Origin of the sequence: Paraburkholderia flava (assembly GCF_004359985.1) — a bacterium.
In the GTDB taxonomy this organism is placed as follows: Bacteria; Pseudomonadota; Gammaproteobacteria; order Burkholderiales; family Burkholderiaceae; genus Paraburkholderia; species Paraburkholderia flava.
This window is the reverse complement of record NZ_SMRO01000001.1, coordinates 2,292,936-2,317,063: the sequence shown is the minus strand read 5'-3', so window position 1 is coordinate 2,317,063 and position 24,128 is coordinate 2,292,936. Positions and strand designations below refer to the sequence as shown.

At 64.4% G+C, this 24,128-nt stretch carries 23 protein-coding genes; 8 read left to right on the top strand and 15 right to left on the bottom strand.

Annotation, left to right across the window (positions count from 1 at the left end):
- Positions 1 to 4: 4 nt before the first annotated feature.
- The gene (locus tag E1748_RS10315) at positions 5 to 421 is read right to left on the bottom strand and encodes a winged helix-turn-helix transcriptional regulator (protein WP_133646984.1); all 417 of its coding nucleotides are present in this window, start codon (positions 419 to 421) and stop codon (positions 5 to 7) included.
- 120 nt (positions 422 to 541) lie between these two features.
- On the opposite strand from E1748_RS10315, the gene E1748_RS10310 reads away from it, so the two are divergent.
- Together E1748_RS10310 and E1748_RS10305 are read left to right on the top strand one after the other, a co-directional pair.
- Positions 542 to 1,405: an NmrA family NAD(P)-binding protein gene (locus tag E1748_RS10310; RefSeq protein WP_133646983.1), complete on the top strand. Its 864-nt coding sequence runs from the start codon at positions 542 to 544 to the stop codon at positions 1,403 to 1,405.
- Between the two features lie 49 nt (positions 1,406 to 1,454).
- The gene (locus E1748_RS10305; RefSeq protein WP_133646982.1) at positions 1,455 to 2,048 is read left to right on the top strand and encodes a dihydrofolate reductase family protein; all 594 of its coding nucleotides are present in this window, start codon (positions 1,455 to 1,457) and stop codon (positions 2,046 to 2,048) included.
- 193 nt (positions 2,049 to 2,241) lie between these two features.
- Here E1748_RS10305 and E1748_RS10300 read toward each other — a convergent pair whose 3' ends face one another.
- Positions 2,242 to 2,577: a cupin domain-containing protein gene (locus E1748_RS10300; protein ID WP_133646981.1), complete on the bottom strand. Its 336-nt coding sequence runs from the start codon at positions 2,575 to 2,577 to the stop codon at positions 2,242 to 2,244.
- A gap of 229 nt (positions 2,578 to 2,806) precedes the next feature.
- Between E1748_RS10300 and E1748_RS10295 the strand changes: the two genes are divergently transcribed.
- Entirely contained in the window at positions 2,807 to 3,421 is a 615-nt protein-coding gene (locus E1748_RS10295) for a LysE family translocator (protein ID WP_205965241.1), read from the top strand.
- A gap of 10 nt (positions 3,422 to 3,431) precedes the next feature.
- Here the strand turns inward: E1748_RS10295 and E1748_RS10290 are convergent, their stop codons facing one another.
- Positions 3,432 to 4,841, bottom strand: coding sequence for an aminotransferase-like domain-containing protein (locus E1748_RS10290; protein ID WP_133646979.1), 1,410 nt, complete (start codon positions 4,839 to 4,841; stop codon positions 3,432 to 3,434).
- Positions 4,842 to 4,997: 156 nt separating this feature from the next.
- Here E1748_RS10290 and aptA point away from each other — a divergent pair, with 156 nt between their 5' ends.
- On the top strand, positions 4,998 to 6,326 hold the full coding sequence (aptA, locus tag E1748_RS10285) for an omega-aminotransferase AptA (protein WP_133646978.1): 1,329 nt from the start codon (positions 4,998 to 5,000) through the stop codon (positions 6,324 to 6,326).
- Positions 6,327 to 6,394: 68 nt separating this feature from the next.
- On the opposite strand, the gene E1748_RS10280 is transcribed toward aptA, so the two are convergent.
- Positions 6,395 to 6,922 (bottom strand): DUF6496 domain-containing protein, encoded by a 528-nt coding sequence (locus tag E1748_RS10280; protein WP_133646977.1) that lies wholly within the window; start codon positions 6,920 to 6,922, stop codon positions 6,395 to 6,397.
- 171 nt (positions 6,923 to 7,093) lie between these two features.
- On the opposite strand from E1748_RS10280, the gene E1748_RS10275 reads away from it, so the two are divergent.
- Positions 7,094 to 7,345 carry a hypothetical protein gene (locus E1748_RS10275; protein ID WP_133646976.1) on the top strand — a complete coding sequence of 84 codons (252 nt, stop codon included), beginning with the start codon at positions 7,094 to 7,096 and terminating at the stop codon, positions 7,343 to 7,345.
- 87 nt (positions 7,346 to 7,432) lie between these two features.
- On the opposite strand, the gene E1748_RS10270 is transcribed toward E1748_RS10275, so the two are convergent.
- The 11 genes from E1748_RS10270 to E1748_RS10220 form a co-directional block, all read right to left on the bottom strand.
- The gene (locus E1748_RS10270; RefSeq protein WP_133646975.1) at positions 7,433 to 8,653 is read right to left on the bottom strand and encodes an ABC transporter substrate-binding protein; all 1,221 of its coding nucleotides are present in this window, start codon (positions 8,651 to 8,653) and stop codon (positions 7,433 to 7,435) included.
- A gap of 88 nt (positions 8,654 to 8,741) precedes the next feature.
- Positions 8,742 to 12,389, bottom strand: coding sequence for a molybdopterin cofactor-binding domain-containing protein (locus tag E1748_RS10265; RefSeq protein WP_133646974.1), 3,648 nt, complete (start codon positions 12,387 to 12,389; stop codon positions 8,742 to 8,744).
- Entirely contained in the window at positions 12,386 to 12,931 is a 546-nt protein-coding gene (locus E1748_RS10260) for a (2Fe-2S)-binding protein (protein WP_133646973.1), read from the bottom strand. Before E1748_RS10260 ends, E1748_RS10265 begins: the two co-directional genes overlap by 4 nt.
- Before the next feature lie 20 nt (positions 12,932 to 12,951).
- Positions 12,952 to 14,151 carry an amidohydrolase family protein gene (locus tag E1748_RS10255; protein ID WP_133646972.1) on the bottom strand — a complete coding sequence of 400 codons (1,200 nt, stop codon included), beginning with the start codon at positions 14,149 to 14,151 and terminating at the stop codon, positions 12,952 to 12,954.
- 47 nt (positions 14,152 to 14,198) lie between these two features.
- The gene (locus E1748_RS10250) at positions 14,199 to 14,921 is read right to left on the bottom strand and encodes an ABC transporter ATP-binding protein (RefSeq protein ID WP_133646971.1); all 723 of its coding nucleotides are present in this window, start codon (positions 14,919 to 14,921) and stop codon (positions 14,199 to 14,201) included.
- On the bottom strand, positions 14,918 to 15,718 hold the full coding sequence (locus E1748_RS10245) for an ABC transporter ATP-binding protein (RefSeq protein ID WP_133646970.1): 801 nt from the start codon (positions 15,716 to 15,718) through the stop codon (positions 14,918 to 14,920). The genes E1748_RS10250 and E1748_RS10245 overlap by 4 nt, the downstream gene beginning before the upstream one ends.
- Positions 15,715 to 17,667, bottom strand: a complete 1,953-nt coding sequence (locus tag E1748_RS10240) for an ABC transporter permease (RefSeq protein ID WP_133646969.1) — start codon at positions 17,665 to 17,667, stop codon at positions 15,715 to 15,717. Before E1748_RS10240 ends, E1748_RS10245 begins: the two co-directional genes overlap by 4 nt.
- Before the next feature lie 100 nt (positions 17,668 to 17,767).
- A complete protein-coding gene (locus E1748_RS10235) occupies positions 17,768 to 18,352 on the bottom strand; it encodes an amino acid synthesis family protein (protein WP_133646968.1) in 585 nt (194 codons plus the stop codon).
- Between the two features lie 61 nt (positions 18,353 to 18,413).
- Positions 18,414 to 19,004, bottom strand: coding sequence for an amino acid synthesis family protein (locus E1748_RS10230; RefSeq protein ID WP_133646967.1), 591 nt, complete (start codon positions 19,002 to 19,004; stop codon positions 18,414 to 18,416).
- Positions 18,980 to 19,990, bottom strand: coding sequence for a UPF0280 family protein (locus E1748_RS10225; protein ID WP_133646966.1), 1,011 nt, complete (start codon positions 19,988 to 19,990; stop codon positions 18,980 to 18,982). Before E1748_RS10225 ends, E1748_RS10230 begins: the two co-directional genes overlap by 25 nt.
- A gap of 5 nt (positions 19,991 to 19,995) precedes the next feature.
- A complete protein-coding gene (locus tag E1748_RS10220; protein ID WP_133646965.1) occupies positions 19,996 to 21,585 on the bottom strand; it encodes a 6-hydroxynicotinate reductase in 1,590 nt (529 codons plus the stop codon).
- A gap of 262 nt (positions 21,586 to 21,847) precedes the next feature.
- Here E1748_RS10220 and fdxA point away from each other — a divergent pair, with 262 nt between their 5' ends.
- The 3 genes from fdxA (at position 21,848) to E1748_RS10205 (ending at position 24,116) form a co-directional block, all read left to right on the top strand.
- The gene (gene fdxA, locus E1748_RS10215) at positions 21,848 to 22,171 is read left to right on the top strand and encodes a ferredoxin FdxA (RefSeq protein ID WP_133646964.1); all 324 of its coding nucleotides are present in this window, start codon (positions 21,848 to 21,850) and stop codon (positions 22,169 to 22,171) included.
- Between the two features lie 73 nt (positions 22,172 to 22,244).
- Positions 22,245 to 23,336: an NAD(P)/FAD-dependent oxidoreductase gene (locus E1748_RS10210; protein WP_133646963.1), complete on the top strand. Its 1,092-nt coding sequence runs from the start codon at positions 22,245 to 22,247 to the stop codon at positions 23,334 to 23,336.
- Positions 23,337 to 23,432: 96 nt separating this feature from the next.
- Entirely contained in the window at positions 23,433 to 24,116 is a 684-nt protein-coding gene (locus E1748_RS10205; protein ID WP_133646962.1) for a TetR/AcrR family transcriptional regulator, read from the top strand.
- The last annotated feature ends 12 nt before the right edge of the window (positions 24,117 to 24,128 follow it).

The window sequence follows — 24,128 nt, the reverse complement described above, 5'->3', positions numbered from 1 at the left end:
CAAATCACTGCTTCACATGCGTCTTGTGCAGCTCGGCCTGCAACGTCTTCCACAACGCCGGACCACCCTTCTCCAGCCGCGCTGCAGCAGCGGCGCTTTCCTTCGTCACCGGTAGATGCTTGCGGCCCCAGATGCCGATCTGCGCGAGCACAGGCAGCAGATCGATGCCCATCGGCGTCAGGCTGTAAATCGCCTTCTGCCGGTGCGTCGGGTCGTCCGCCTTCGTGAGGATGCCCGCGTCGACCAGCCTTCCGAGCCGCTCGGCGAGGATGTTCGACGAAATTCCCTCTTCCGCCTGCAGCAGCTCGCGGAAATGCCGCCGGTCGGCGAACATCAGGTCGCGAATGATCAACAGGCTCCATTTGTCGCCGATGATTTCGAGCGCAAGATTGATCGGACAAAGCGATCGGTGATTGTCCATGACTGATCCTCTTATAAAACCGCTTGCATTTTAGGATCATTGAAACTAATCTGCAACTGCTTGCACAACACAACCAGTCAATGTCGCCTCGACGTCGCCCTTCCGAAGGAGGAGCAGATCATGGACACATCCGTTGAAAACCGTCTTTACACGGTAGTGGGCGCGACCAGCACGGTCGGAAGCGCGATCGTCGAACGGCTGACGGCAGCGGGCCACAGGGTGCGGCCCGTCTCGCGTGCAGCCGGTGTTTCGCTGGACGACACATCGGCGTTGCGCGACGCGTTCGCGGGCGCCGACGGCGCCTTCGTGATGATCCCGTTCGACTGGGCAGCGAGCGATCTGCACGAGCGCGAACGCGAGATCGGCGAGAAGCTGGCCGATGCGGTGCGGGCCGCGAACGTGCGTCGCGTGATCCTGCTGAGCGGTCTGAACGCGCCGCTGAAAAAAGGCACGTCGCTCGGCGCTGCGTTGATGGAGGATCGTCTGAACGCGCTCGCGATCTCCGAACTGCTGCATCTGCGCGCCGGCTTCTTCATGGAAAATTTCCAGAAGGGACTCGCGTTCGCCGCGCAGGCGGAAAGCGGCAGCTTCGCTACGCCGTTTAGAGGCGACCGGCCGATGCCGATGATCGCGTCGCGCGACGTCGGCGTCGTCGCGGCGGATCTGCTGACCGCGACGTCGTTTCCCGCGTCGAAGGTCCGCGAACTGCACGGTGCCGGCGACTACACGCTCGCGCAAACCACCGCTATCCTCGGCAATGCACTCGGCAAGCGGGACGTCGAGTACGTGCAGGTGCCGCTCGATGCCGCGCGTGCCGGGATGCTCGAAACCGGAATGTCGACGAGCTTCGCCGATGCCGTGATCGAAACGGCGCGCAGCTTTAATGATGAAGAGCGCTGGGCGGTTGAAACGCGGAATGCCGGCAATACGACGCCGACCACGCTGGAACAATGGGCTCGCGAGGCGTTTGGCAGTGCAGCCTGATCGCGGTCGATAGCAGATCTTTTTATGGAACCCTGGTAAGGAGACTCCCATGAGAAAGCTGATCGTACAAATGCAGATGTCGATAGACGGCTATGTCGGCGCAGCCGACGAATCGCTCGACTGGCAGGTGTGGAACTGGGGCGACGACTGGACCTGGGACGAGGCGCTCAAGCGCGACTTCAACAAGATCTTCGAATCGATCGGCACCATTTTGTTGAGCCGCCCGATGATCGAAGAAGGCTACCTCGATCACTGGGGCCACGCGGCCACGCGCTTTCCCGCTGACCCGGACTACGCATTCGCGCAACGCATCGTCGACACGCCGAAAGTCGTTGTCACGGACAAGCTCAGCGAATCGCGATGGGAACGCACGACGATCGCACACGGCGGCCTCGCGAGCAACGTCGACGCGCTGAAGCAACAGCCGGGCGGCGACATGATCACATTTGGCGGCACGGGGTTCGTGTCGGCGCTGATCGCCGAAGGGCTCGTCGACGAGTTCCAGTTCTTCGTGAACCCGACCGCAGTCGGCAAAGGTGACGCGCTCTTTCACGACACACGACGCGGCACGAAATTACGGTTGATTCGCTCGGACAGCTACGCAAGCGGGATCGTCGTGAACCGGTACGCGCGAGTGGCGTGAAGCTTGTGAAGCACGCAAAAGAAAACCCCGCATCGGATCACCGGGCGAGGCAAAGGAATGAGAGCATCATTCCGAGGGATGCATCCCGGAGTTCGGACCGGAATGCATGCGAGATCATTTCACGCCGCTCGGCAAAATGACTGAAGAAGCCTGAAGCGACGATGCGAAATGCGAACCTCGGAAACCTCAACAATCAGGACCGCACACCGCCTTCGGGTCCGAAGAAAATCACCCACGTTCTGAAATCGTCGGTGAAGCGCTCGAAGCGATGGTCGACGTGAGCCGGCACGAACAGCAGATCGCCTGCACGAAACTCGCACGTTTCGTCACCGCGACGGAACGTGCCCGATCCCGACGACACGATATACAGCTCGTCGCGCGCATGAGGCGTCTGCGTATCGACGCCACGCGGCGCGAACAGTTCGACGGACACATCGCCGCGTTCGAACAGAACGGCAAACGGCACAGGTAGCGCGGCCAGCGCGAGTGCAGCGGCGGCTTCGTCGAGATGAAGCGGATCGGCGATCATGCGATCCTCCTTGTGGGGATGAAAACATCAAAGCACCAAAGCAGCGGACGATTCTAGCGAAGGCTTCACCGCGAGCAACAGATACACCCACGCACAAAACCAGCAGACACAGCGCACAGCCGGCGCACGCCCCCAATCCGTACAGGACATCATCCTCAAAATCGTACCGGTACTGTACAGGCCATCCCCGATAGACTGCATGCAACGACTCTCATCGGAGCCTTTCATGCTGTCCATCGAAACCCTGAGCGCACTGCCCGCCGGCATCCTGTTCGCGCTCGTCACGACGATCACGCCTGGACCGAACAACACGATGCTGCTCGCGTCGGGCGTCAATTTCGGTTTTCGCCGCACGCTGCCGCATATTCTCGGCATCAGCCTGGGCGTCGTGCTGTTGATGCTCGCGGTCGGCTTCGGACTCGGCGAAGCGTTTCATCGCTGGCCGCTGCTGTACACGGTGCTCGAAACCGCGAGCGTGGTCTATCTGCTGTACCTCGCGTGGAAGATCGCGACGTCGGGGCAGGTGCAGGTGCGCAATGGCGATCGTCGTCCGATGCGCTTTCACGAAGCGATCGCGTTTCAGTGGATCAATCCGAAGGCGTGGATGATGGTGCTGACCGCCGCGACGACCATCCATCTGAGCGCCGACTACGGTCTCAACGCGACGCTGATGGCCGTGCTGTTCTACGTGATTGGGCTGCCGTGCATCTGTTTGTGGGCGGCGTTCGGCACAGCAATGCGTCGGCTGCTTGCGAAGCCGGTGTGGCTGCGTGCGTTCAATCTGGTGATGGCGCTGCTGCTCGTCGCGACGTTGTATCCGATTGCGTTGAAACTACTCGCGTAACGAACGCGAGCTAGCGAATCTTCTCGATAAACCGCCACAACGCGTCGTCCGTCGAGTACGGCGCGTTGAAACGGAACCACGCGCTCGGCGCGTCGTCGGGACGGAAGTACGAGCCCGGCGCGAGCCAGATGCCGTCGGCGAGCGCGGCGGTCGCGATATCGGCGGCACGTTCGGGTTCGACCGGCAACTTCGCCCACAGGAACAACCCCGCGCGCGGCCGGTGAAACACGTCGAGCCCGAGCGCATCGAGCCGCGCCTCGACCGCGAGATGTGCGGCCTTCAGCCGCTCGTTCACCGCGTCGACGTGACGCGCGTAGCGCCCCTCCAGCATCACCTTGTCCACTATCCGCTCAATCGTCTCCGACGACGTGAGCCCCACCGCCATCTTCGTCCGCGCGAGTTCGCGCAGTACGTCGCGTTCGGCGACGACGTAGCCGCAGCGCAGCGCGGGCGTCACCGTCTTCGAAAAACCACCGACGTACAGCACGCGCCGCAGACCTTCGAGCGCAGCAAACAGCGGCGCACCGGGCGGCGCGAGTTCGCGGCTCACATCGTCTTCGATCACCCACATCCCGTGCCGCTCCGCGACCTGCAGCAGACGAAACGCGGCGGCCATGTTGAAGGTCGCGCCGGTCGGATTCTGCAGCGTCGTGTTGACGAAGATCGCTTTCGGCCGATGCGCGGCGACCAGCGTTTCGAGCGCGTCGGTATCGATGCCGGCCGGCGTGCGCGGCACGCCGTGCACGCTTAGCCCGGCGAGCTTCAGGATCTGCAGCAGATTGCAGTAGCCCGGATCTTCGACGATCACTGCATCGCCCGCGCGCAGCAATGTCCGCACGATGAGGTCGAGCCCCTGCGTCGCGCCCTGCGTAAGCAGCACGTTCGCGACGTCGACGGGCAAGCCGTGACGGTCGAGCTGTTCCGCGATCCGCTCGCGCAGCGGCACGAAACCGTATGGCTGTCCGTAGTCGCCGAGGCGCGCGGCCGGCACGCGCGACAGCGCGCGCAGCGCGTGCTGCAACCCGCTCTCGTTGATCCACTCGTTCGGCAGCCAGCCGCCGCCCGCCTTGATCGGCACCGAGCGATCGGCGAACACGTCGGACAGCAGCCACGTCGCGGTCAGACTCGGCGGCTGCCATGACTGCCACTGGCCGGCGCTCGCGCGCGGCGCATCGCGCGGTGCGACGCGATAACCGGACCCGCGACGCGCGACCACGAGACCCATCGAAACAAGACGGTTGTACGCCTCGGTGACGGTAAAGGTGCTCAGCTGATAACGCTGCGCGAGCTGCCGCACCGACGGCAGCAACGCGCCCGCGCGCAGCGTGTGCGCTTCGATCGCGTGCGCGAAGCCCTGCACCAGTTGCTCGACGAGCGTCGGCGCGGTACGTCGGTCGCGATCCAGTTCCAGTTCGATCATGGGGAAAAAAGCCAATGGAGCAGCACAGTTCACGCCGTTTCGCCAGCACAGTCAGCAGCACAATGGGTGAACTGTTTATGTGCGTCATTTAACCCCGGGCGCTACAGTTGCGCAACGTCCAACGTCTCGTCCCACGCGCCCTTCAAGGAGAATTTCATGACTTCGCGCCCCGTCATCGACGACCTGTCGTCTTTCTGGATGCCGTTCACCGCCAATCGCCAGTTCAAGGCCGCGCCGCGCATGCTGGAATCGGCGAAGGGTATGTACTACCGCACGACCGACGGTCGCGAAGTCCTCGACGGTTGCGCCGGTCTGTGGTGCGTGAACGCGGGTCACAGCCGCGACGAGATCGTCGCCGCGATCACGCAGCAGCTCTCGACGCTCGACTTCGCGCCGACCTTCCAGATGGGTCACCCGCTCGCGTTCGAAGCAGCGTCGAAAGTCGCGGAGCTGATGCCCACCGGACTCGACCGCATCTTCTTCACGAACTCGGGTTCCGAATCGGTCGACACCGCGCTGAAGATCGCGCTCGCGTATCACCGCGCGCGTGGCGAAGGCCAGCGCACCCGCTTGATCGGTCGCGAGCGCGGTTATCACGGCGTGGGCTTCGGCGGGATTTCGGTCGGCGGGATTGCGCCGAATCGCAAGACGTATTCCGGCGCGCTGCTGCCGTCGGTCGATCATCTGCCGCACACGCACAACCTCGAGCACAACGCGTTCTCGAAGGGTCAGCCCGCGTGGGGCGCGCATCTCGCGGACGAACTCGAACGCCTCGTCACGCTGCACGACGCATCGACGATCGCGGCCGTGATCGTCGAGCCGGTCGCCGGTTCGACGGGCGTGCTGATTCCGCCGCAGGGCTATCTGCAACGTCTGCGCGACATCTGCACGAAGCACGGCATCCTGCTGATTTTCGATGAAGTGATCACCGGTTTCGGCCGCCTCGGCAAAGCGACGGCGAGCGAGTATTTCGGCGTGACGCCCGATCTGCTGACGATGGCAAAAGCGATCAACAACGCCGCGATTCCGATGGGCGCGGTGGCCGCGAGCCGCACGATCCACGACACCGTCGTGAACGGCGGTGCGCCGGGCGCAATCGAACTGTTCCACGGCTACACGTATTCGGCGCACCCGGCCGCGGCAGCCGCCGCGATCGCGACGCTCGACCTGTATCGTCGCGACGATCTGTTCGCGCGCGCCGCCGGCCTCGCACCGGCATTCGAAAACGCCGCGCACGCGTTGCGCGACGCGAAGCATGTGAAGGACGTCCGCAATCTCGGGCTCGTCGCCGGTATCGAACTCGAATCGCGCGACGGCGCGCCGGGCGCACGCGCGTACGAAGCGTTCGTCAAATGCTTCGAGGCGGGCGTGCTGGTGCGCTTCACCGGTGACATTCTGGCGTTCTCGCCGCCGCTGATCGTCGATGAGGAACAGATTGCGCGGATCTTCGGGACGGTGCGTGAGGTGCTGGCTACTGTGCAGTAAGCGTAGCGGTGTTGCGCCGGGCGTCGGTTGATCCGATTGCCCGGCGCGGTTCTTTGAGGCGAAAACGTTTAGCGATGCGCGCGCGCTGCCCGCGTCTGCGCCGCCTTCTTCGCAGCCGCCGACCGCCCCGCCGCCCCCTTCGTCTTCGCTGCTTTCTTCGCCGCAGCTGAGCGGCTTGCCGCCGGCCGATGCGCCGCCGCCGACTTTGCCTGCTTCGACATCGACGCGCTCGACGCTCCCCGACCGCTCTCTCGCTTGAGCACCGCTTCGCTGGTGCGGGCGCGCTTCGCCGTCGACTCGCTGCTCGCACGCTTCTTCTTCGCGGTCCCCTCGTGCTGACCGGCAGCATGATCGGCTGCGGCTTTGCGGCGAGTCGTTTCGCTCGTCGCCCCCTTCTTCGGAGCCTTCAGATCGACGCCCGCGCGACGCGCTTTCGACAGTCCGATCGCTATCGCCTGCTTTGCCGATTTCACGCCGTGCTTGCCGGCGCGAACGCGATCGACCTCGTCCTTGACGAACTCACCCGCCTGCGTACTCGGGGCGTTGCCCGCGCGCTTGTCGGCGCGGGCGCGTGACACGGTTTGCCTGTCGGGCATGACAGTCCTCCGGAAATATGCTGTGGGTCCTGTCATGCAGCAACGCGCGTGCCTTGTCGTGTCGGCGCTCGATGCACACACGGGATCACGTGCATCGCCCGCGACGACGGCGTATGGTGATGAAACCGGCCGGCACATTGTCCGGCCCGATCGGAAAACGGGAGACGTCGCATGAAACCACCGTCAGTCCGGGCGGGCGCCCATATCGAAGGAATTCACTGGATCGCCGAATACGCGGGGGGTCTGCACGAAATCCGCATCTACCGCGAAGGGTACGAAGTCGACGTGCACGATGCGCCGCCGACGCTGTTCGGCGACGAAGAGAACGCGGGATCGAAGAGCCCCGCGGATCATCGCGCGACGGAAGCCGCCGTGCTCGCGTATCTGCGGCGCTTCGTCGCCGAACACGATGCGGAGGAGTGACGGATCGTCGGGATGAATGCGTCGGGTTGCGTGCATCAGCAGCAACCCGACGCGGCATGCGCTACTACAGGTACCGCAAAAAGCAGATCACTCCGCCGGCCGCAGCTTCTTCACTTCGGCATCCGACGGCTGCACGCTCGCACCATCGATATAACGGTACGACGTCATTATGCCCTTGCCGTCCTTCACGCCGGTCACGCCTACGTACGCGCCCATCGTCGACTGGTTGTCCTGCGCGCGGTACGTGATCGGTCCGAACGGCGTGTTCACGTCGAGTCCCTTGAACGCGGCGGCCAGTTTGTCCGGATCAGTCGAACCAGCCTTCTTGATCCCGTTCGCGATCGACATCAACGCCGAATAACCGACCACCGATCCCAGCCGCGGATAGTCGTGATACTTCGCGCGATACGCATCGACGAAAGTCTTGTTCGCCGGCGTGTCGATCGAATACCACGGGTAGCCGGTGACGATCCAGCCGGTCGGCGCTTCGGCGCCGAGCGGGTCGAGATAGTCGGGCTCGCCGGTCAGCAGCGACACGACACTGCGATCCTTGAACAGACCGCGCGTATTGCCCTCACGAACGAACTTGCCGAGGTCCGCGCCGAACAGCACGTTGAAGATCGCATCGGGCTTCGCGTCGGCGAGCGCCTGGGTCACGGCGCCGGCGTCGAGATTGCCGAGCGGCGTCGCCTGTTCAGAGACGAACTGCACGTCGGGTTGCGCGGCCTTCAGCAGTTTCTTGAACGTCGCGACCGCCGACTGCCCGTACTCGTAGTTCGGATACACCACCGCCCAGCGCTGCTTGTGCAGCTTCGCCGCTTCGGGCACGAGCATCGCGACCTGCATGTACGTCGACGGACGCAGCCGGTACGTGTACTTGTTGCCGTCGGCCCAGACGATCTTGTCGGTCAGCGGTTCGGCGGCGAGGAAGAAAATGCGACGCTGTTTCGCGAAGTCGGTCAGCGCGAGACCGGTGTTCGACAGGAAGCCGCCGAATAGCAGTTGCACCTGCTCGCGCGCGATCAGTTCCTGCGCGACGCGGATCGTGTCGCCCGGATTGCCGTTGTCGTCGCGCGAGACGACTTCAAGCTGTTTGCCGAGCACGCCGCCCGCCGCGTTCACCTGATCGAGCGCGAGATTCCAGCCGTTCTTGTAGGGCCCGAGAAAGGCGGGCTGCGCCTTGTAGCTGTTGATCTCACCGATCTTGATCGTCTGCTGCGCGAGCGCGCCGGTGGCGGCGAGCGTCAGCGTTAACGAGACAGTAAGCGAGACAGTCAAGCGGGTCATCCATCGTGCGCGCGTGGTCATGCTTTTTCTCCGTTATCGAAGGCATTGCGGGAAAGCGGTTACGGACTGCAAAAACAAAGCGGCTGATACGACATCGACAACATCGCGCTCACTCTGCGCGCGGCGCCGCGCGAACTCGCGCGACTGTTGCCTCGACGTTCTGCCATTCGGGCTTGCCGCCCGCGAACTGGCGTCGCATGTACGACACGAGTTCGGCGATCTGTTTATCGTTGAAACTGTCGCGGTAAGCCGGCATCGTACCGAGTTCGGGGCGAGCCGGCGAGCCGATCCCGTCGAGAATCACGCGAATCAGATTATCCGGCGCCGCGCCGTGCAGATTCGTATTGAGCGCAAGCGACGGATGCGCGCCGAACAGCTGCGGTCCGCTGCCGGTGTGATGACACGCGGCGCACGCGCCGTCGAAGAGCCGCGCACCGACGCCCGTCGACATCTCGACCGCGACGCGGCTGCCGGCCGCCTGTTCGTATGCCTGCGCGAGCGCATGCGGATTCGCATTCGGCTCCGCCGGATTAAACGATGCGAGGTAGCTCGCCATCGCGCGAATGTCGCTGTCGGGCAGTTCGGCCAGTTCGCTGACGACAGGCGCCATCGGCCCTGCCGCGACACCGTGCAGCGGCGCATGGCCATGCCGCAGATAACTGAACAGTTCGTCCTCGTTCCACGGCACCGGCGCATCCGACAGCGACGTCAACGCAGGCGCATGCCAGCCGTCCGCTTCGCCGCCGCCGAGAAACGCGGCGCCCGCTTTCTCCGCGCCGAATGCATTGCGCGGCGAATGACACGCGCTGCAATGACCGAGTCCGTTGACGAGATACGCGCCGCGATTCCATTGCGCGCTCTGCGCGGGCTGCTCCGCGAATGCGGTGCGGCGCAGGAACAGCCCGTTCCACGCGGCCATCAACGGACGCATGCTGAACGGGAATGCAAGCGACGTCTGCGGCGGTCTCGAGCGCACCGGCGTCTGCGCCATCAGGTACGAGTACAGCGCTTTCATGTCGTCGTCGGAGACGTTCTGGAATGCGGTGTACGGAAACGCGGGGTACAGGTGCCGGCCGTCGCGATGGATGCCTTTGCGCATCGCGCGCGTGAACGCTTCGAGCGACCAGTTGCCGATGCCGGTCTGCGAATCGGGCGTGATGTTAGTCGTGTAGATGGTGCCGAACGGCGTGTCGAGCGGACGGCCGCCCGCATTCGGCACGCCGTGACTCGCGGTGTGGCACACCGCGCAATCGCCGGCTGCGGCGAGCAGCTTGCCGCGTGCGATCAGCTCGGGCGCGAACGAACTCGCGAGCGGCGGCGCGATCGGTGCAATCGGCGCGGGTGCAATCGACCACGCGCCGAGCCACCCCGCCGCCCCCGCCGCGAGTGCGCCGAGAAACCCGAAACGCCAGCGCTTGCGACGACGCGCCTTCGCTTCTTCGGCCTGCGCATCGGCGAGCGCCGCGCGGATCACATCGGGCGTGAACGGCGGCCTCCGAAAGCGCACGCCGGTCGCGTCGTACAGCGCGTTCGCGATCGCGGCGGCGCCGGGCAGCGACCCCGATTCGCCGGCGCCCATCGGCGGCTCGCCGTGACGCTGCATCATCACGACGTCGATCACCGGCACTTCGCGGAACGTGAGGATCGGATACGCGCCCCACTCCTGGCTCGTCACCGCGTTGTCGCCGAACGTCACGCGTTCTTTCAGCGCGCGGCTCGTCGCCTGGATCACGTTGCCGTGGATCTGGTGACGCACGCCGTCGGGGTTCACCATCGTGCCGGTGTCCTGGCCGGCGACGACGCGCGTCACCATCAGCTCGCCGCTGCGCCGGTTCACTTCGACGTCGGCGACCCATGCGGACCATGCGGCGCCGAAGCCGGGGAATTTGCTGTGGACGTAGCGTGCGTAGGCGAAGCCTCGGCCGCGCAGGATATCGCTTGCGGGTTCTGCTTCTTCTGCACGCTCGCGGTTCTCAGTCGCGTTGCGTGGCGTCCACTCCGCCTTCTCCGCAACCGCTTTCACGAGATCGATCGCGCGCGGATCGGTCAGATGCTTCAGGCGGAATTCGACCGGATCGACGCCGGCCTGCGCGGCGAGTTCGTCGATGAACGATTCGTGCGCGAACGTGTTCGGCAACGCCGATACGCCACGCAGCCACGATGCACGCACGATCGGCGGCGTATCGTCACAGACGATCCGCAGGCTGCGGTAGTCGTACGGCGGCACTGCCGTCCGGTCGCCCATCTCGAACACCTGCGGCTGCGGCGAGATTGCACCGGTCAGCAGCAGTGCGAGCGTCGGTGCATCGTTCGACGGATAGCGTGTCGCGAAGTCGTAGCCCGCGAGTTGTCCGTCCGCGTCGAGCGCGCCGCGTACGTCCATCAATTGCGCGGCACCCTTCGGTTCCCACGCGTGCTCGTCCTCGCGCGACAACTGCACGCGTACCGGCTGCCCGACCGCGCGCGACAGCAGCGCGGCATCGGCGGCGACGTCGTCGGCACAATTGCGGCCATAGCAACCCGATGCATCCTTGCGCACGACGTCGACACCCGCTTCGTCGATGCCGAGCAGCAGCGCGAGATCGGCGCGCAGCGAATGCGGATTCTGCGTCCCCGACCAGACCGTCACCGCGCCTTCGCGATAATCAGCCACCGCACACGACGGTCCGATCGATGCATGCATCTGAAACGGCCACACGTACGTGCGTTCGAGCGTCTGACCGGTCTGCGCAAGCGCCGCGTCGACGTCGCCTTCGATCACCAGATCGCGCCGCTTCGCCGGATTCGCACGCAACGCAGCCTCGACCGCTTCGCTTGTGTCGAGCGGCGGCAGCGCTTCGTGCGCATCGGGTTTCCAGCGCACGTCTAGCTGTTTCGCGGCCTGCTGTGCGATCTCCTCGCGCTCGGCCACCACGCCGACGAAATCGCGAATCACCACCACCTTCACGATCCCCGGCAGATGCGCGATCGATGCCTCGTCGACCCGCAGCAGCGAGTGTCCGATGAAATCGCCCTGCGCGACGCCCGCATACGGCGGGCGCACGACGCGTCCGTGCAGCATGCCCGGCACGCGCACGTCGTGCACGAACGCCGGCTCGCCGACGGCCTTCGCGGGAATGTCGATGCGCGGCGTCCGGCGTCCAACGATGCGGTAGTCCTCCGGTGCTTTCACCGGCGTATCGAGTGCGAGCGGTAGTTCGATCCGGCGTCCCGCGATCAGCTCGCCGTAGCCGATGCCTTGCGCGGGCGTTGAATCGCGCGGATAGACGATGCCGTCGCGCACGTCGAGCGCAGTCACGTCGCACGCGAAATGTGTGGCCGCTTCGGCGATCAGAAAGCGGCGCGCCTGCGCAGCGGCCGCACGCAACGGCACGGCGGAAATCTGGATCGTCGCGCTCGCGATCGTCGGGCCCTGGTTCGGCACGTCGCCGGTGTGGCCGAGCACGATTGATATGCGCGACAGCGGCACGTCCAGTTCTTCGGCGACGATCTGCGCGAGCGCGGTACCAATGCCGGTGCCGAGATCGACGTGCCCGTTGAACGCTACGATGCTGCCGTCGCCACACACTGCTATGAACCGTTCCGCCGCAGTCGGCACATACGAAGAGCGCGAACCCGGCTGACCCGGCGCGGGCTTCACCGGCGCCTGGGGCATGCGCGAGACGATCAGCACGTTCGATTCGAGATCGAGTCGACGTGTGCCTGGCGACTGAGGCTGCTGCGGCCCGCGCGACACGCCGAAGTCGGGGCCGGTCATGAGCGATCCCCGGTTGCGTTTTCGTGTACTGCCGTCTGCGCGACTGCCGATGCCTTCGCTCGCCGTTCGTCAGCTAGCAACTCCACCGCCCGCTGCACCGCGCGCAAAATCTCGACATGCGTCCCGCAGCGACACAGATTCCGCGACAGCTCGCGCCGGATCGTCTCCATGCTCGGCTGCGGATCGCGATCGAGCAGCGCCTTCGTCGTCATGATCATGCCGTTCAGGCAGTAGCCGCACTGCGCGGCGTCTTCGTCGATGAATGCCTGCTGCACCGGATGCAACGCCGCGCGCGTGCCGAGCCCTTCGAGCGTGACGATCGCGCGACCCTGCGCGACGCGCGCGGTCGTCACGCAAGAGCGCGTCGGCATGCCGTCGAGCAGCACCGTGCACGCACCGCACTCGCCGAGCCCGCAGCCGAACTTCGGACCGTTCAGCGCGAGATCGTTACGCAGCAGATACAGCAGCGGCGTATCGGGATCGACGGCGAGCGAATGCGTCGCGCCGTTCACGTCGAGCGTCAGGGGCACGGGGCGGTTCATCGGCGTAGACGCGCGGTACGTTACAGCACGACCGGTACTTCGGTCGCGGGCGGCGTGTTGCGGCTGCGCCGGCAGCGGATCAACCCGTCGATCATCACCATCCCCACGCCCGGAATATCGCCGAGCTGCACGCTTTCGAGCAGCGTGTCGGCCGCCGTGTGCTGTGCGCGGTCCATGAACACGAGGTCGGCGGGACGGCCGGCTTCGATCAGTCCTTGACGCAGATTGCGTTGCCGCGCGGTGTTGCCGGTCGCGAAGCAGAACGCGATTTCGGCGGGCACGTCGGCGAGGCTCGAGATCAGCGCGATCATCCGCAGGATGCCGAGCGGTTGCACGCCGGAACCGGCCGGGCTGTCGGTGCCGAGGATGATCCGGTGCGGACACTTCAGTTCGATCGCGTGACGCGCGGTGAGCAGCGCGATGCGTTCGTTACCGTTGTGGACGATTTCGAGCGCGCGGGTGGATTGCTCGCACAGATCGCACACGTGCCGGTACGACAGCGACGTGTGCCCGCCGTTGACGTGGCCGATCACGTCGGCGTCGGCTTCGAGCACGACGTCGCGATCGATCAGCCCCGAGCCGGGAATCGACGGACCGCCCGTGTGGATCGTGCTCTGGATGCCGTACTTGCGCGCCCACGCGACCATCTGCGCCGCTTCCTCGCCGGCCTTCACGCTGCCGAGTCCGACTTCGCCGAGCAGCTTCACGCCCGCGTCGGCGAGTTCCTTGAAGTCGGCCTCGACCATCCCCTTCTCGATCACCGGCGCGCCGGCCAGCACCTTCACGCCGCCGCCGACACCCGCGCCGCGCATCCCTTCGAACGAGCGCTGCGCGGTGATCGCGAGCGCCTTCAGACCGACGATATCCTTCGGGCGACCCGGCAGATGCACTTCGCCGGCGGAGATCATCGTCGTCACGCCGCCGTTCAGATTCGATTCGATCCAGCCCATCTGGTTTTGCCGGGGCGTCCAGTCGCCGAACACCGGATGCACGTGCGAATCGATCAGCCCTGGCGCCACCGCCGTGCCCTTGCAATCGATCGTCGTGCGCGCGCCTTCGGTGTCGCAGTCCTTCTCCTTGCCGACCGCGACGATCGTGCCGTCGTCGATCACCAGCGTGTCCGCATCGAGCACGGGATTGTCGATGTCACCGGACAGCAGCAGTCCGATGTGCTTCACGACGACCTTGCCCGATGTGCCTGCCAACGTCTCTACCGCCATCTGTCTCTCTCCTTTGAACAGCTCGCGCACAGCGCGACGTTACGGCGTCAGACACTCAGATAAGCGCGCCTGACCGTTTCGTTCCGCGCGAGTTCGTCGATCGTGCCGCCGAAGCGGATCTGCCCTTTTTCGAGCACGTACGCGCGATCGCTGACCAGCTCGGCGAAGTGCAGGTTCTGTTCGGACAACAGGATCGACAGCCCCTCGCGCTTCAGTTCGAGAATCATGTTCGCCATCTGCTCGACGATCACCGGCGCTACGCCTTCCGACGGTTCGTCGAGCAGCACGAGGTACGGATTGCCCATCAGCGTGCGCGACACGGTGAGCATCTGCTGCTCGCCGCCGCTCATCTGGCCACCGGGGCGCTTCGGCATTTCGCCGAGATTCGGAAACAGGCGGAACAGTTTGTCGGGCGTCCATTGCGGCGCACCGTCGCGCGGCGGCTGACGACCCGTGTCGAGATTTTCCAGCACGGTCAGATCGCTGAACACGCGCCGGTCCTCGGGCACGAAGCCCATGCCCATCCGCGAGATGCGATACGGCGGCAGCGTGCCGATGTCGGTGCCGCGAAACGTCACGTGTCCTTCGCGACGCGGCAGCAGACCCATCACCGCTTTCATCGTCGTCGATTTACCCGCGCCGTTGCGGCCCATCAGCGCGACGACTTCGCCGCGTCCGACTTCGAGGTTCACATCGAACAGGATGTGCGCGCGGCCGTAGAACGCGTTGAGGCCGGAGACTTTCAGCAGCGGCTCGCTGGTTGTGGTCATTGCAGCGCTCCCGATCCCGACGCGGACGATGCAAGCGGCGCACGCGGCTGAAACGTCTTGCCCGTGCCGAAGTAGACCTCCTGCACGCGCGTGTCGTTGCGGATCGATTCGGCGTCGCCTTCGGCGATCAGCTTGCCGCGCGCGAGGACAATCATTTTGTCTGCGTAAGCGAACACGACGTCCATGCTGTGCTCGGTGAACAGCACACCGATGTTGCGTTCGATAACCAGCCGCTTGGTCAGCGCCATCAACGCGTTGCGTTCCTGCGGCGCCATGCCGGCGGTCGGCTCGTCCATCAGCAGCAATTTGGGACGATTCGCGAGCGCGATCGCGAGTTCGACGCGCTTCACGTCACCGTACGCGAGCACGCCGCACGAACGATGCGCGTCCGCGGCCATGCCGACCTTTTCGAGCAGTTCGAGCGCTTCGTCCGCGTGCCACGATGCGGCCGGTTTCCAAAGACCGAACAGCTTGCGTTCGCGCGACACCAGCGCCATCTGCACGTTTTCAAGCACGGTCATCGAATTGAACGTCGCAGCGATCTGGAACGTACGGCCGACGCCGAGCCGCCAGATATCGCGCGGCCGCATGCCAACCAGTTCGTGACCGTCGAGCTGGATCGATCCCGCCGACGGACGCAACTGTCCGTTGACCATGTTGAAACACGTCGACTTGCCCGCGCCGTTCGGCCCGAGCAACGCCAGCAGTTGACCGGCGGCGAGATCAAAACTCACGTCGTCGACAGCGGTCAGTCCGCCGAACGCTTTCGATAAACCCGCGACGCGCAGCAGGCTCATAGGCCCTCCTTTATCGCGGTGGGTTGTGCGTGCGCAGTTGTATTGGGCGCATCGCCATTCTTCGTATCGGCATCGGAGTCGCCACCAAAGCGCTCGCGCACGAACCCGACAATCCCCTGCGGAAACGCAATCACAAGCAGCAGGATCGCGGCGCCGAGCAGCGCCTGCCAGTAATCCGTTTGACGCGCGACAGTGTCCTGCAGCCACGTGAACACGGCAGCACCGACCACCGGCCCGGTCAACGTCTGCAATCCGCCGAGCAGCACCATCACCAGACCGTCGACCGAACGGCTCACGCTGATCACTTCCGGCGAGATCGTGCCTTTCGAGAACGCGTACAGCGAACCGGCGAGTCCGCAAAACAGCGAAGCAACGACGAACGCGGCCCATTGCACGCGCTTCACGTCGATACCGATCGCTTCCGCACGCAGCACCGAATCGCGCGACGCGCGCATCGCATAGCCGAGCGGCGAGAACAGCATTCGACGCAGCAGCCACACGCCGATCGCCGCGCACACGAGCGTCAGGTAGTAGTACGCAACCGGCGACGACAGCCAGTTCGACGGCCACAGTCCGAGCAGCCCGTTGCTACCGCCCGTCACGTCGTCCCACTGAAACACGACTGACCAGACGATCTGCGCGAACGCGAGCGTCAGCATCGCAAGATAGACGCCCGACAGCCGCACGCAGAACCAGCCGAACACAAGCGCGCCACCGGCCGCGAGCAACGGACCGAGCAGCAATGCCGCTTCCATCGGCAGCGCGAGCACCTTGAGGAATAGCGCGGCACCGTATGCACCGAGCCCGAAATACGCGGCATGCCCGAACGAATGCATGCCGCCGGGGCCCATGATGAAATGCAGGCTCGCCGCGAACAGCACCGCGATCAGGATTTCGACGAGCAGCACCGGCATGTACGGAAACGCGTTGGCCGCGAGCGGAGCGAGCGCGAGCACCGCAAGGACGAGTACCGCGAGCCAGCGCAGCCGTTTTCCTGCGGGACGCAACGGCGCCTCGGGCGCAGCCATCGCGCGCACCGCTGCGCTCGCACGACCGAGCAAACCCCACGGCCGCACGACCAGCACCACCGCCATCACGACGAATTCAGCCACCAGCGTGAAGCGGCTCAACGACAGGTCGAGGCCAAAGATCGATACATGTCCGATGCCGATGCACAGCGCCTTGATCTCCGCGATCAGCAGCGCGGCGACGAACGCGCCGGGAATGGAGCCCATCCCACCCACGACGACGACGACAAACGCATTACCGATCGTATCGAGATCGAGCGACAGATTTGCGGACATCCGCGGCACCTGCAACGCACCGCCGAGCCCCGCGAGAAACGCGCCTGCGAAGAACACGCCGGTAAAGAGCCACGCCTGATTGATACCGAGCGCACCAAGCATCTCGCGATCCTGCGTCGCCGCACGCACCAGCGTGCCCCAGCGCGTGCGCGTGAGTGCGTACCAGAGCAGCAGCAACACAACAGGGCCGATCACGATCAACGCGATGTCGTAAGTAGGCAGCGCATGACCGAGCAGTTGAACCGAGCCCGACAGATGCGGCGCACGCGGGCCGAACAGATCCTCCGGACCCCACAGCCACAAAGTCGCATCGCGAAAGATCAGCACGAGTGCGAACGTGGCGAGCAGATGGAACAGCTCGGGTGCCTGATAGATCCGCCGCAGCACGACGAATTCGACGAGCGCGCCGAGCACCGCGACCGCGAGCGCCGCACCCACCACCGACAGCCAGAATCCGCCGAACGTCGCGCCGAAACGGGTCGTCAGCGTGTACGCGACGTACACGCCGATCATGTAGAACGACCCATGCGCAAAGTTGACGATGCGCGTCACGCCGAAGATCAGCGACAGGCCCGCCGCGACGAGAAACAGCGCAGACGCGTCGGCGAGTCCGTTGACGAGTTGTACCAGCAGATTCGAAAGCATCGGGTCCTCAGCTTGCCCGGACGTCGTACGGTACGGGTCCATCGATACCGCGGAGCCGCATGAAGCGCGGCGCTCCACACGACACTACCAGCGAAATAAATCAGCGCAAACCGTCTTCGCCCTTGATCTCGCTCACCTGCAACCCGCCGATGCGCGGCAGCGGACGGCCGCCCGCCGTCACCGCGACCGCGACGACGATCTCGTTCGCGCGCGGCGCGTCGGAAACACGGGCTTCGATCGCATCGAAATGGCTGCGCACGAAGGCGGCGTCCTTGTGGCCGAGCGGCACATCGATCGCGGTGCCGAGCGTGCCCATCTTCTTCGCCGACGGCACGAGCGCCGCGCCTTTCTGCACTGCGGCGCGCAGCGGCGTGCCGAGCTTCGGATGCAGGATCGCCGCCGCGTGTTCAAGCTCACCCGCCTCGCCGACGATCGCAGCCTTGCCGTAGCTCTGCGCGTCGCCGGGTGCGATGCCGAGCGCTTCGACGCAGCGCTGGCCGAGCAGTCCGCCGAGTTCTTCGCCGGCTTCGATCAGCGCGTCGAGTTTAGGCGCATAGCTGCCTGCATAAGGATTGTCGATCACCGCGATTGCGACCGCGCGGCGCACCGGCGGATCGATCGTCTGTCCCATCTCGATGCACGTCTCGTCGACCTGCACGATCAGCTTGCGAAGCTTGATTGCCATGTTGTTCTCCGGGTTCTTTCGGTGTTTCTGTTCTGCGTTTGCGTGTGCATTGCCGGTGCGTTCAGCGCAAGCCGTCCTTGCCGGTAATCGCATCCTTCGACAGCCCGCCGACGCGCGCATGCACGCGCTGTCCGGTGCTCATCGCCAGGATGTACACCACCTCGTCGGCAGCGGGTGCGCCGGGTACGCGGACTTCTATCGCATCGAAATGGCTGCGCACGTAGCTCGCGTTCACATGCGTCATCGGCACGTCGAGCGCGGTGGACGGCGCGCCGACTTTTTTCGTCGACGGGACGATTGCGTTGGTCGGCACGCCGTGTTTTTCCAGTAGCTCTCGCATCGCGTAACCGCCCGGTACATGCCACAGCGCACCGTGTTCAAGTTCGCCCCTCGACCCCACGATTGCTCCCTTGCCATAGCCCTCAATCGCCTCGTGCGGAACCGCCATCGCTTCGAGCAATCGATTCGCAAGCGCAACGCCAATCGGTTTCAGCAGTTCCATCGCGTGATCGATCTGCGGCTCGTACCGGCCCGCGAACGGATTAGTCATCACCGCGGCGAGCGCGCCGCGTCGCAGCGGATGCGCGGGCGGCGGCCCGAATTCGTGAAAAATGTCTTCGACGTGCGTCAGCACGCGGCGTATTTCGAACACGACGCCTCCATTGGGTCGGGGGTGCGGGCCGGTTGGGTGTTGTCCGACTCGGTAAGAGATGGGTCGCGCGCAGCGATGCCTGTTGCACGCGCTCGACGTTGCAGAAAGAGTGCTGCGCCCGCGATCGTGCCGTCGTCGCACAGACGCTGCGCGACGCGCGCGCCACGTTCAAGCGCGAAGTCGACGAGCGGCGGCGGTAGCAGCGGCACGTCGACAGTAACGGGTAATTCGCCGAGATCGCTGTCGTCCTTCAGCGACGATGCGGGACGTCGCACGATGCCGGCGTGATCGAGATCGACTGCGTTCGCGACAATCGTCGCAGCGGCGTCCGCGTCCGCCGCACTGTGTGCGAGCACGGTCGCGCTGTCGGCGATACCGAGGCTGAAGCTGCGGCCACGCCAGCCGCTCGTTGCGATGCCGCGTATGGGCATCGATGCATCGAGTGTCAGGTGTGCGTCGAGCGTGTTCGTGATGCTGCCATCAAATGCGGCGAGATCGGCGAATACGCCGATGCGGTAATGCTCGCCGTCGGTCAGATGCAGCGCGATGTCGCCGCCGTTGTTGACGAATGCACGCGTGACGCCTGGCCGCGCAAATGACGCGATCAGTTCGTCGGCGACGCTGCCCGCGACTGCGGCCATCGGCGTGATGTAGTGCGCGCGATGGGGATAGCAAGCGGACCACATGCGGCGTGCGATCGGGCCGGTGCATGGGTTGTCATCCAGCGTTGCGTCGGCACACAAAGGCCGGCGCAGCAGCGGCAATTCACCGACCAGTTCCGCAAGTACGTCAGCGAAGCGTTGCCAGCATGCGTCGTGTGCTGCTTGCAACGCATCCGCATTTCCGTCCGCGCCCACGATGATATCAATCGGACCATGCTGCAAATGCCAGCGACCGTCAGCCAGACGCGCACGCGTCGCACCGCTTGCTGCCGTTTCGACGGTGGCAAGCGTGACGGGCGTAGCAGTGGCAACGGTCGCGTTCATCGTCATCACCCAAGCATCGGCGAAATGCCAAGCGGCCACGGATTGTCCGGATGCCGCGCAATCGTACGACGCGCAAGCGGCGCACCTTCGACATGTTCCGGCCCACGCGCGAGCACCGTTTCGATCGGCTGCACCGCTTCCATATGACCGCCGAGATCGCGATACGCATCGAGCGTCATCGAGAATTCGATCGGCGCGACGATCGCCGGAGTCGGCACCGTGCCGAACGAATGGTCCGGCATCCGCGCGACATCGACCATCACGGTGATGCCGCCACCCGGCCACACATACGCGGGCGCACCACCGCACGTCACGTTGACGAGCCGGTCCTTGATCGCGCGCGTGAGACGCACCGGATTCTCGGTCGCGCCCGCGCGCAGACTGCCGCCCGCGCCGCCGATGAACAGCACCGTCGCCAGCGACGGCTCGCAGTTCTCGCCGATCCGCTCGACCGTGCTGCGCACCGCGTCGGGCATCTCGGCCGGTTGAGGCACGAGGTTCGCGTCGAGTTCATACCACTGCGCGTGTTCGCCGGTCGTCGACACCATCAGCACGCGCATGCCGGGCCGCGCGACCTCCGGATCGAAACCTTCGACAATCGCCAGCGGATCCTGAATGTCGGTACCGCCCCAGCCGATGCCCGGATTCGCGACCTGAAAATAGCGGCCCGGCGTCGATTTTCGGCCGCGAATTTTCAGGCCCGAGCGCGTCATGCCGAGGCAACGTCCGGCCTGATGTTCGGTCAGCACACCGGTGATGTGATCGTCGACGACAACCACTTCGTCGACATGACCGAACCATTGCTTCGCGAAGATGCCGATCGTCGCCGACCCGCAGCCGACGCGCATGCGTCGTTCCTCGACACCGTCGACCACCGGCGCCGCGCCCGCGCGGATCACCAGACTCGCGCCGCCGTCGATCGTCAGCTCGACTGCTTTCTTGTTGCCGAGCGCTTCCATCATGTCGCACGTAACGCGCCCTTCTTTCTTGCTGCCGCCGGTCAGATGATGAACACCACCGAGGCTCAGCATCTGCGAGCCATATTCGGCCGTGCTGACGTGCCCGACGATTTCGCCATGACAGCGCACGTTCGATTGTTCCGGGCCAAGAAAGCGGTCGGTGTCGATCTTCACCTTGAAGCTGCAGTAGCTGAAGATGCCCTCGGTGACGACCGTCACCATGTCGACGTTGTCCTGCCGCGACGACACGATGAACGGCGCGGGCTTGTAGTCGGGATAAGTCGACGATGCGCCGACGCCGGTGACGAAGAGTGATGCATCGGCGGCCGCAGGGGATGTCGCGCTGGACGCATCGAATTCGATCGCAGCCGCTTCATCCGCGACCGCCCCGCGCGACACGAAGCACACCGGGTCAACGCGGATCAACCGGCCATCCGCGTTCGCATAGCGATCGCACGCGCCGGTCCGTCCTTCCGAGATCTGGCACAACACAGGACACGCGTTGCATTCGATCTTGTTGGTCGCCATCCGCTCGCTGCGCGGCGCGGCTTTTTCGAGCACGGTGGGTCCCGGCGTCGTGGCGGTAGCACCGTCGACGCGATCTGCACCGAAATCGACCTTCGTATGTTCAGTCATGGGTGGGGTTCCATACGACGACATTACATCAGGTCCTGCGTGGCGAAAAAGTACCTTGTTTCATGGCACTTTTCTATGACACGCCGCATTTTCAATTTTGAAAAATGTTGCGGTCACTTACCATTCGTGTAGTATCCGCTACACCAAACTTGATTGAAATCTACTCGATCAAAATAGACTGCGCAACGTCTTTTCCCCTACACGCGCCAATGCTGCGCCGCGCCATTTCACGCGCTCAGCACCCTGTCGAAGGAGTCTTGCCATGACTCATGTCGTGACCGAAGCCTGCATCCGCTGCCGCTATACCGATTGCGTCGATGTCTGTCCGGTGGACTGCTTTCATGCCGGACCCAACATGCTCGTGATCGACCCCGACGAATGCATCGACTGTGCGGTGTGCATTCCGGAGTGCCCCGTCAATGCAATTTACGCCGAAGACGATCTGCCTGCCGGTCAGGAAGCTTTCGTCGGGCTGAATGCCGAACTCGCCGTCGTGTTCCCTACGCTGACGAAAGCCGGGCCGCCGTTGCCCGACGCCGATGCGTGGAAGGACGTGACCGGCAAGCTGTCGCTGCTCGAGCGCTGAGCCGGGCGAGCGACGCATCGCTGTACCGCTGTCGTTCCTTCCACTCATCTGAAATCCGAAGCAGGAGAACCCCATGAACGAGGTCGCCGACCGTCCGACCCAGCACGTCACCCCCGCCGAACCGCCAACGCCCATCGAGACCGACGCATTGATCGTCGGTGCCGGGCCGGTCGGCCTCTTCCAGGTGTTCGAGCTGGGCCTATTGGAAATCCGCGCACATGTGATCGATTCGCTGCCCGTCGTCGGTGGGCAATGCGTCGAGCTGTACCCCGACAAACCGATCTACGATATTCCCGCCGTGCCGATGTGCACCGGCCAGGAACTCGCCGACAACCTGATGAAACAGATCGAGCCGTTCGGCGCGACGTTTCACCTGAGCCAGGAAGTGCAGATCGTCGAACGACTCGACGACGGCCGCTTCTTCGTACGGACGAGCCGCAACACCGAATTCATCGCGAAGACGATCTTCATCGCCGCCGGCGTCGGCTCGTTCCAGCCGCGTACGCTGAAGGTCGCCGGCATCGACCGGCATCATGGGCGGCAACTGTTCTACCGGGTACGCGACCCGGAACTCTTTCGCGACAAGGACATCGTGATCTGCGGCGGCGGCGATTCGGCGCTCGACTGGGCGCTCAATCTCGTCGACGTCGCGCAGAGCGTCGTGCTCGTGCACCGCCGCGACGATTTCCGCGCGGCGCCGGCGTCGGTCGCGAAGATGCGCGCGCTGTGCGACGAGATGTCGATGCAATGCCTGATCGGCCAGGTCAACGGTTTCGAGGATCGCGGCGATGCGCTGCACCGGCTCAAGGTGACGGGCGGCGACGGCGTCACGCGCACGCTCGAACTCGATCACCTGCTGGTGTTCTTCGGACTGTCGCCGCAACTGGGCCCGATCGCGCAATGGGGACTCGGCATCGAGCGCAAACAGATCGGCGTCGACACCGAAAAATTCCAGACGAACGTGCCGGGCATCTTCGCGGTCGGCGACATCAACACCTATCCGGGCAAGAAAAAACTGATCCTGTCGGGCTTCCACGAAGCGGCGCTCGCCGCATTCGGCGCGGCGCCGTACATCTTCCCGGACAAGAAGATCCACATGCAGTACACGACGACGAGCACGAAGCTGCACAAGGTGCTGGGCGTTGAAACGCCAGTGTTCGACTGACGTGTGGTTGGTTATGATGGCAGCGCGCTCGCTTCTTATGCAGCCGGCGCGCTGCCATCACCATTATCGTCATCCGATTTTCAAGCGAGGCTGTCCATGAGTCCTACCGCTGTCCGCAAGCCCGGTGCTACCGGCATCCGTGCGAAACAGGCGCAGGACACGCGCGCGAAGATTCTGAAAGCGGCAATTAGGGTGTTCGCGAAACAGGGTTATGCGAGCGGGCGCATAGAGAGCATTTCGAAGGCCGCTCGGTCCCATGACCGAATGATTTATTACTACTTCGGCAGCAAGGAACAACTCTTCATCGAAGTACTGGAAACGATCTACACGCAGTTCAACGAAGCAGAAAGCCACCTGAATCTCGATCTCGACGACCCCGTACACGGCCTGTCGCAGATGGTCGAATTCGTCTGGCAGTATTACCTCGATCATCCGGAGTTCGTCACGCTGCTGTCGAGCGAGAACCTGCACCAGGGCAAGCACGCGAAAAAATCGTCGAAGCTAAGGGAGATTTCCGGTTACGCGATCTCGGTCGTGCAGAAGCTGCTCGACGCGGGCCGCGCACAAGGTGTGTTCCGCGAACACATCGCCGCGCGCGACGTGTACATCATGATCGCGTCGCTCGGCTACTTCTACAACGCGAACCAGTACACGCTGAGCGCGTTCCTCGGCGAAACGCTGATGGACAAGACAGCGCTCGCGCACTGGCGCGAGACGATCAAGGAGACGGTGTTGCGGGCGGTGTTGTTGAACGTGCCGGTCGATGGCGCAACGACGTAACGCGGCGGTCTG

Coding starts and splice junctions, on each gene's coding strand:
- E1748_RS10225 (WP_133646966.1), bottom strand. CDS start 19,990: ATGAACGCGACCGTTGCCACTGCTACGCCCGTCACGCTTGCCACCGTC.
- E1748_RS10240 (WP_133646969.1), bottom strand. CDS start 17,667: ATGCTTTCGAATCTGCTGGTACAACTCGTCAACGGACTCGCCGACGCG.
- E1748_RS10235 (WP_133646968.1), bottom strand. CDS start 18,352: ATGGCAATCAAGCTTCGCAAGCTGATCGTGCAGGTCGACGAGACGTGC.
- E1748_RS10270 (WP_133646975.1), bottom strand. CDS start 8,653: ATGACCACGCGCGCACGATGGATGACCCGCTTGACTGTCTCGCTTACT.
- E1748_RS10220 (WP_133646965.1), bottom strand. CDS start 21,585: ATGACTGAACATACGAAGGTCGATTTCGGTGCAGATCGCGTCGACGGT.
- fdxA (WP_133646964.1), top strand. CDS start 21,848: ATGACTCATGTCGTGACCGAAGCCTGCATCCGCTGCCGCTATACCGAT.
- E1748_RS10315 (WP_133646984.1), bottom strand. CDS start 421: ATGGACAATCACCGATCGCTTTGTCCGATCAATCTTGCGCTCGAAATC.
- E1748_RS10310 (WP_133646983.1), top strand. CDS start 542: ATGGACACATCCGTTGAAAACCGTCTTTACACGGTAGTGGGCGCGACC.
- aptA (WP_133646978.1), top strand. CDS start 4,998: ATGACTTCGCGCCCCGTCATCGACGACCTGTCGTCTTTCTGGATGCCG.
- E1748_RS10245 (WP_133646970.1), bottom strand. CDS start 15,718: ATGAGCCTGCTGCGCGTCGCGGGTTTATCGAAAGCGTTCGGCGGACTG.
- E1748_RS10305 (WP_133646982.1), top strand. CDS start 1,455: ATGAGAAAGCTGATCGTACAAATGCAGATGTCGATAGACGGCTATGTC.
- E1748_RS10300 (WP_133646981.1), bottom strand. CDS start 2,577: ATGATCGCCGATCCGCTTCATCTCGACGAAGCCGCCGCTGCACTCGCG.
- E1748_RS10275 (WP_133646976.1), top strand. CDS start 7,094: ATGAAACCACCGTCAGTCCGGGCGGGCGCCCATATCGAAGGAATTCAC.
- E1748_RS10210 (WP_133646963.1), top strand. CDS start 22,245: ATGAACGAGGTCGCCGACCGTCCGACCCAGCACGTCACCCCCGCCGAA.
- E1748_RS10290 (WP_133646979.1), bottom strand. CDS start 4,841: ATGATCGAACTGGAACTGGATCGCGACCGACGTACCGCGCCGACGCTC.
- E1748_RS10255 (WP_133646972.1), bottom strand. CDS start 14,151: ATGGCGGTAGAGACGTTGGCAGGCACATCGGGCAAGGTCGTCGTGAAG.
- E1748_RS10260 (WP_133646973.1), bottom strand. CDS start 12,931: ATGAACCGCCCCGTGCCCCTGACGCTCGACGTGAACGGCGCGACGCAT.
- E1748_RS10265 (WP_133646974.1), bottom strand. CDS start 12,389: ATGACCGGCCCCGACTTCGGCGTGTCGCGCGGGCCGCAGCAGCCTCAG.
- E1748_RS10205 (WP_133646962.1), top strand. CDS start 23,433: ATGAGTCCTACCGCTGTCCGCAAGCCCGGTGCTACCGGCATCCGTGCG.
- E1748_RS10250 (WP_133646971.1), bottom strand. CDS start 14,921: ATGACCACAACCAGCGAGCCGCTGCTGAAAGTCTCCGGCCTCAACGCG.
- E1748_RS10280 (WP_133646977.1), bottom strand. CDS start 6,922: ATGCCCGACAGGCAAACCGTGTCACGCGCCCGCGCCGACAAGCGCGCG.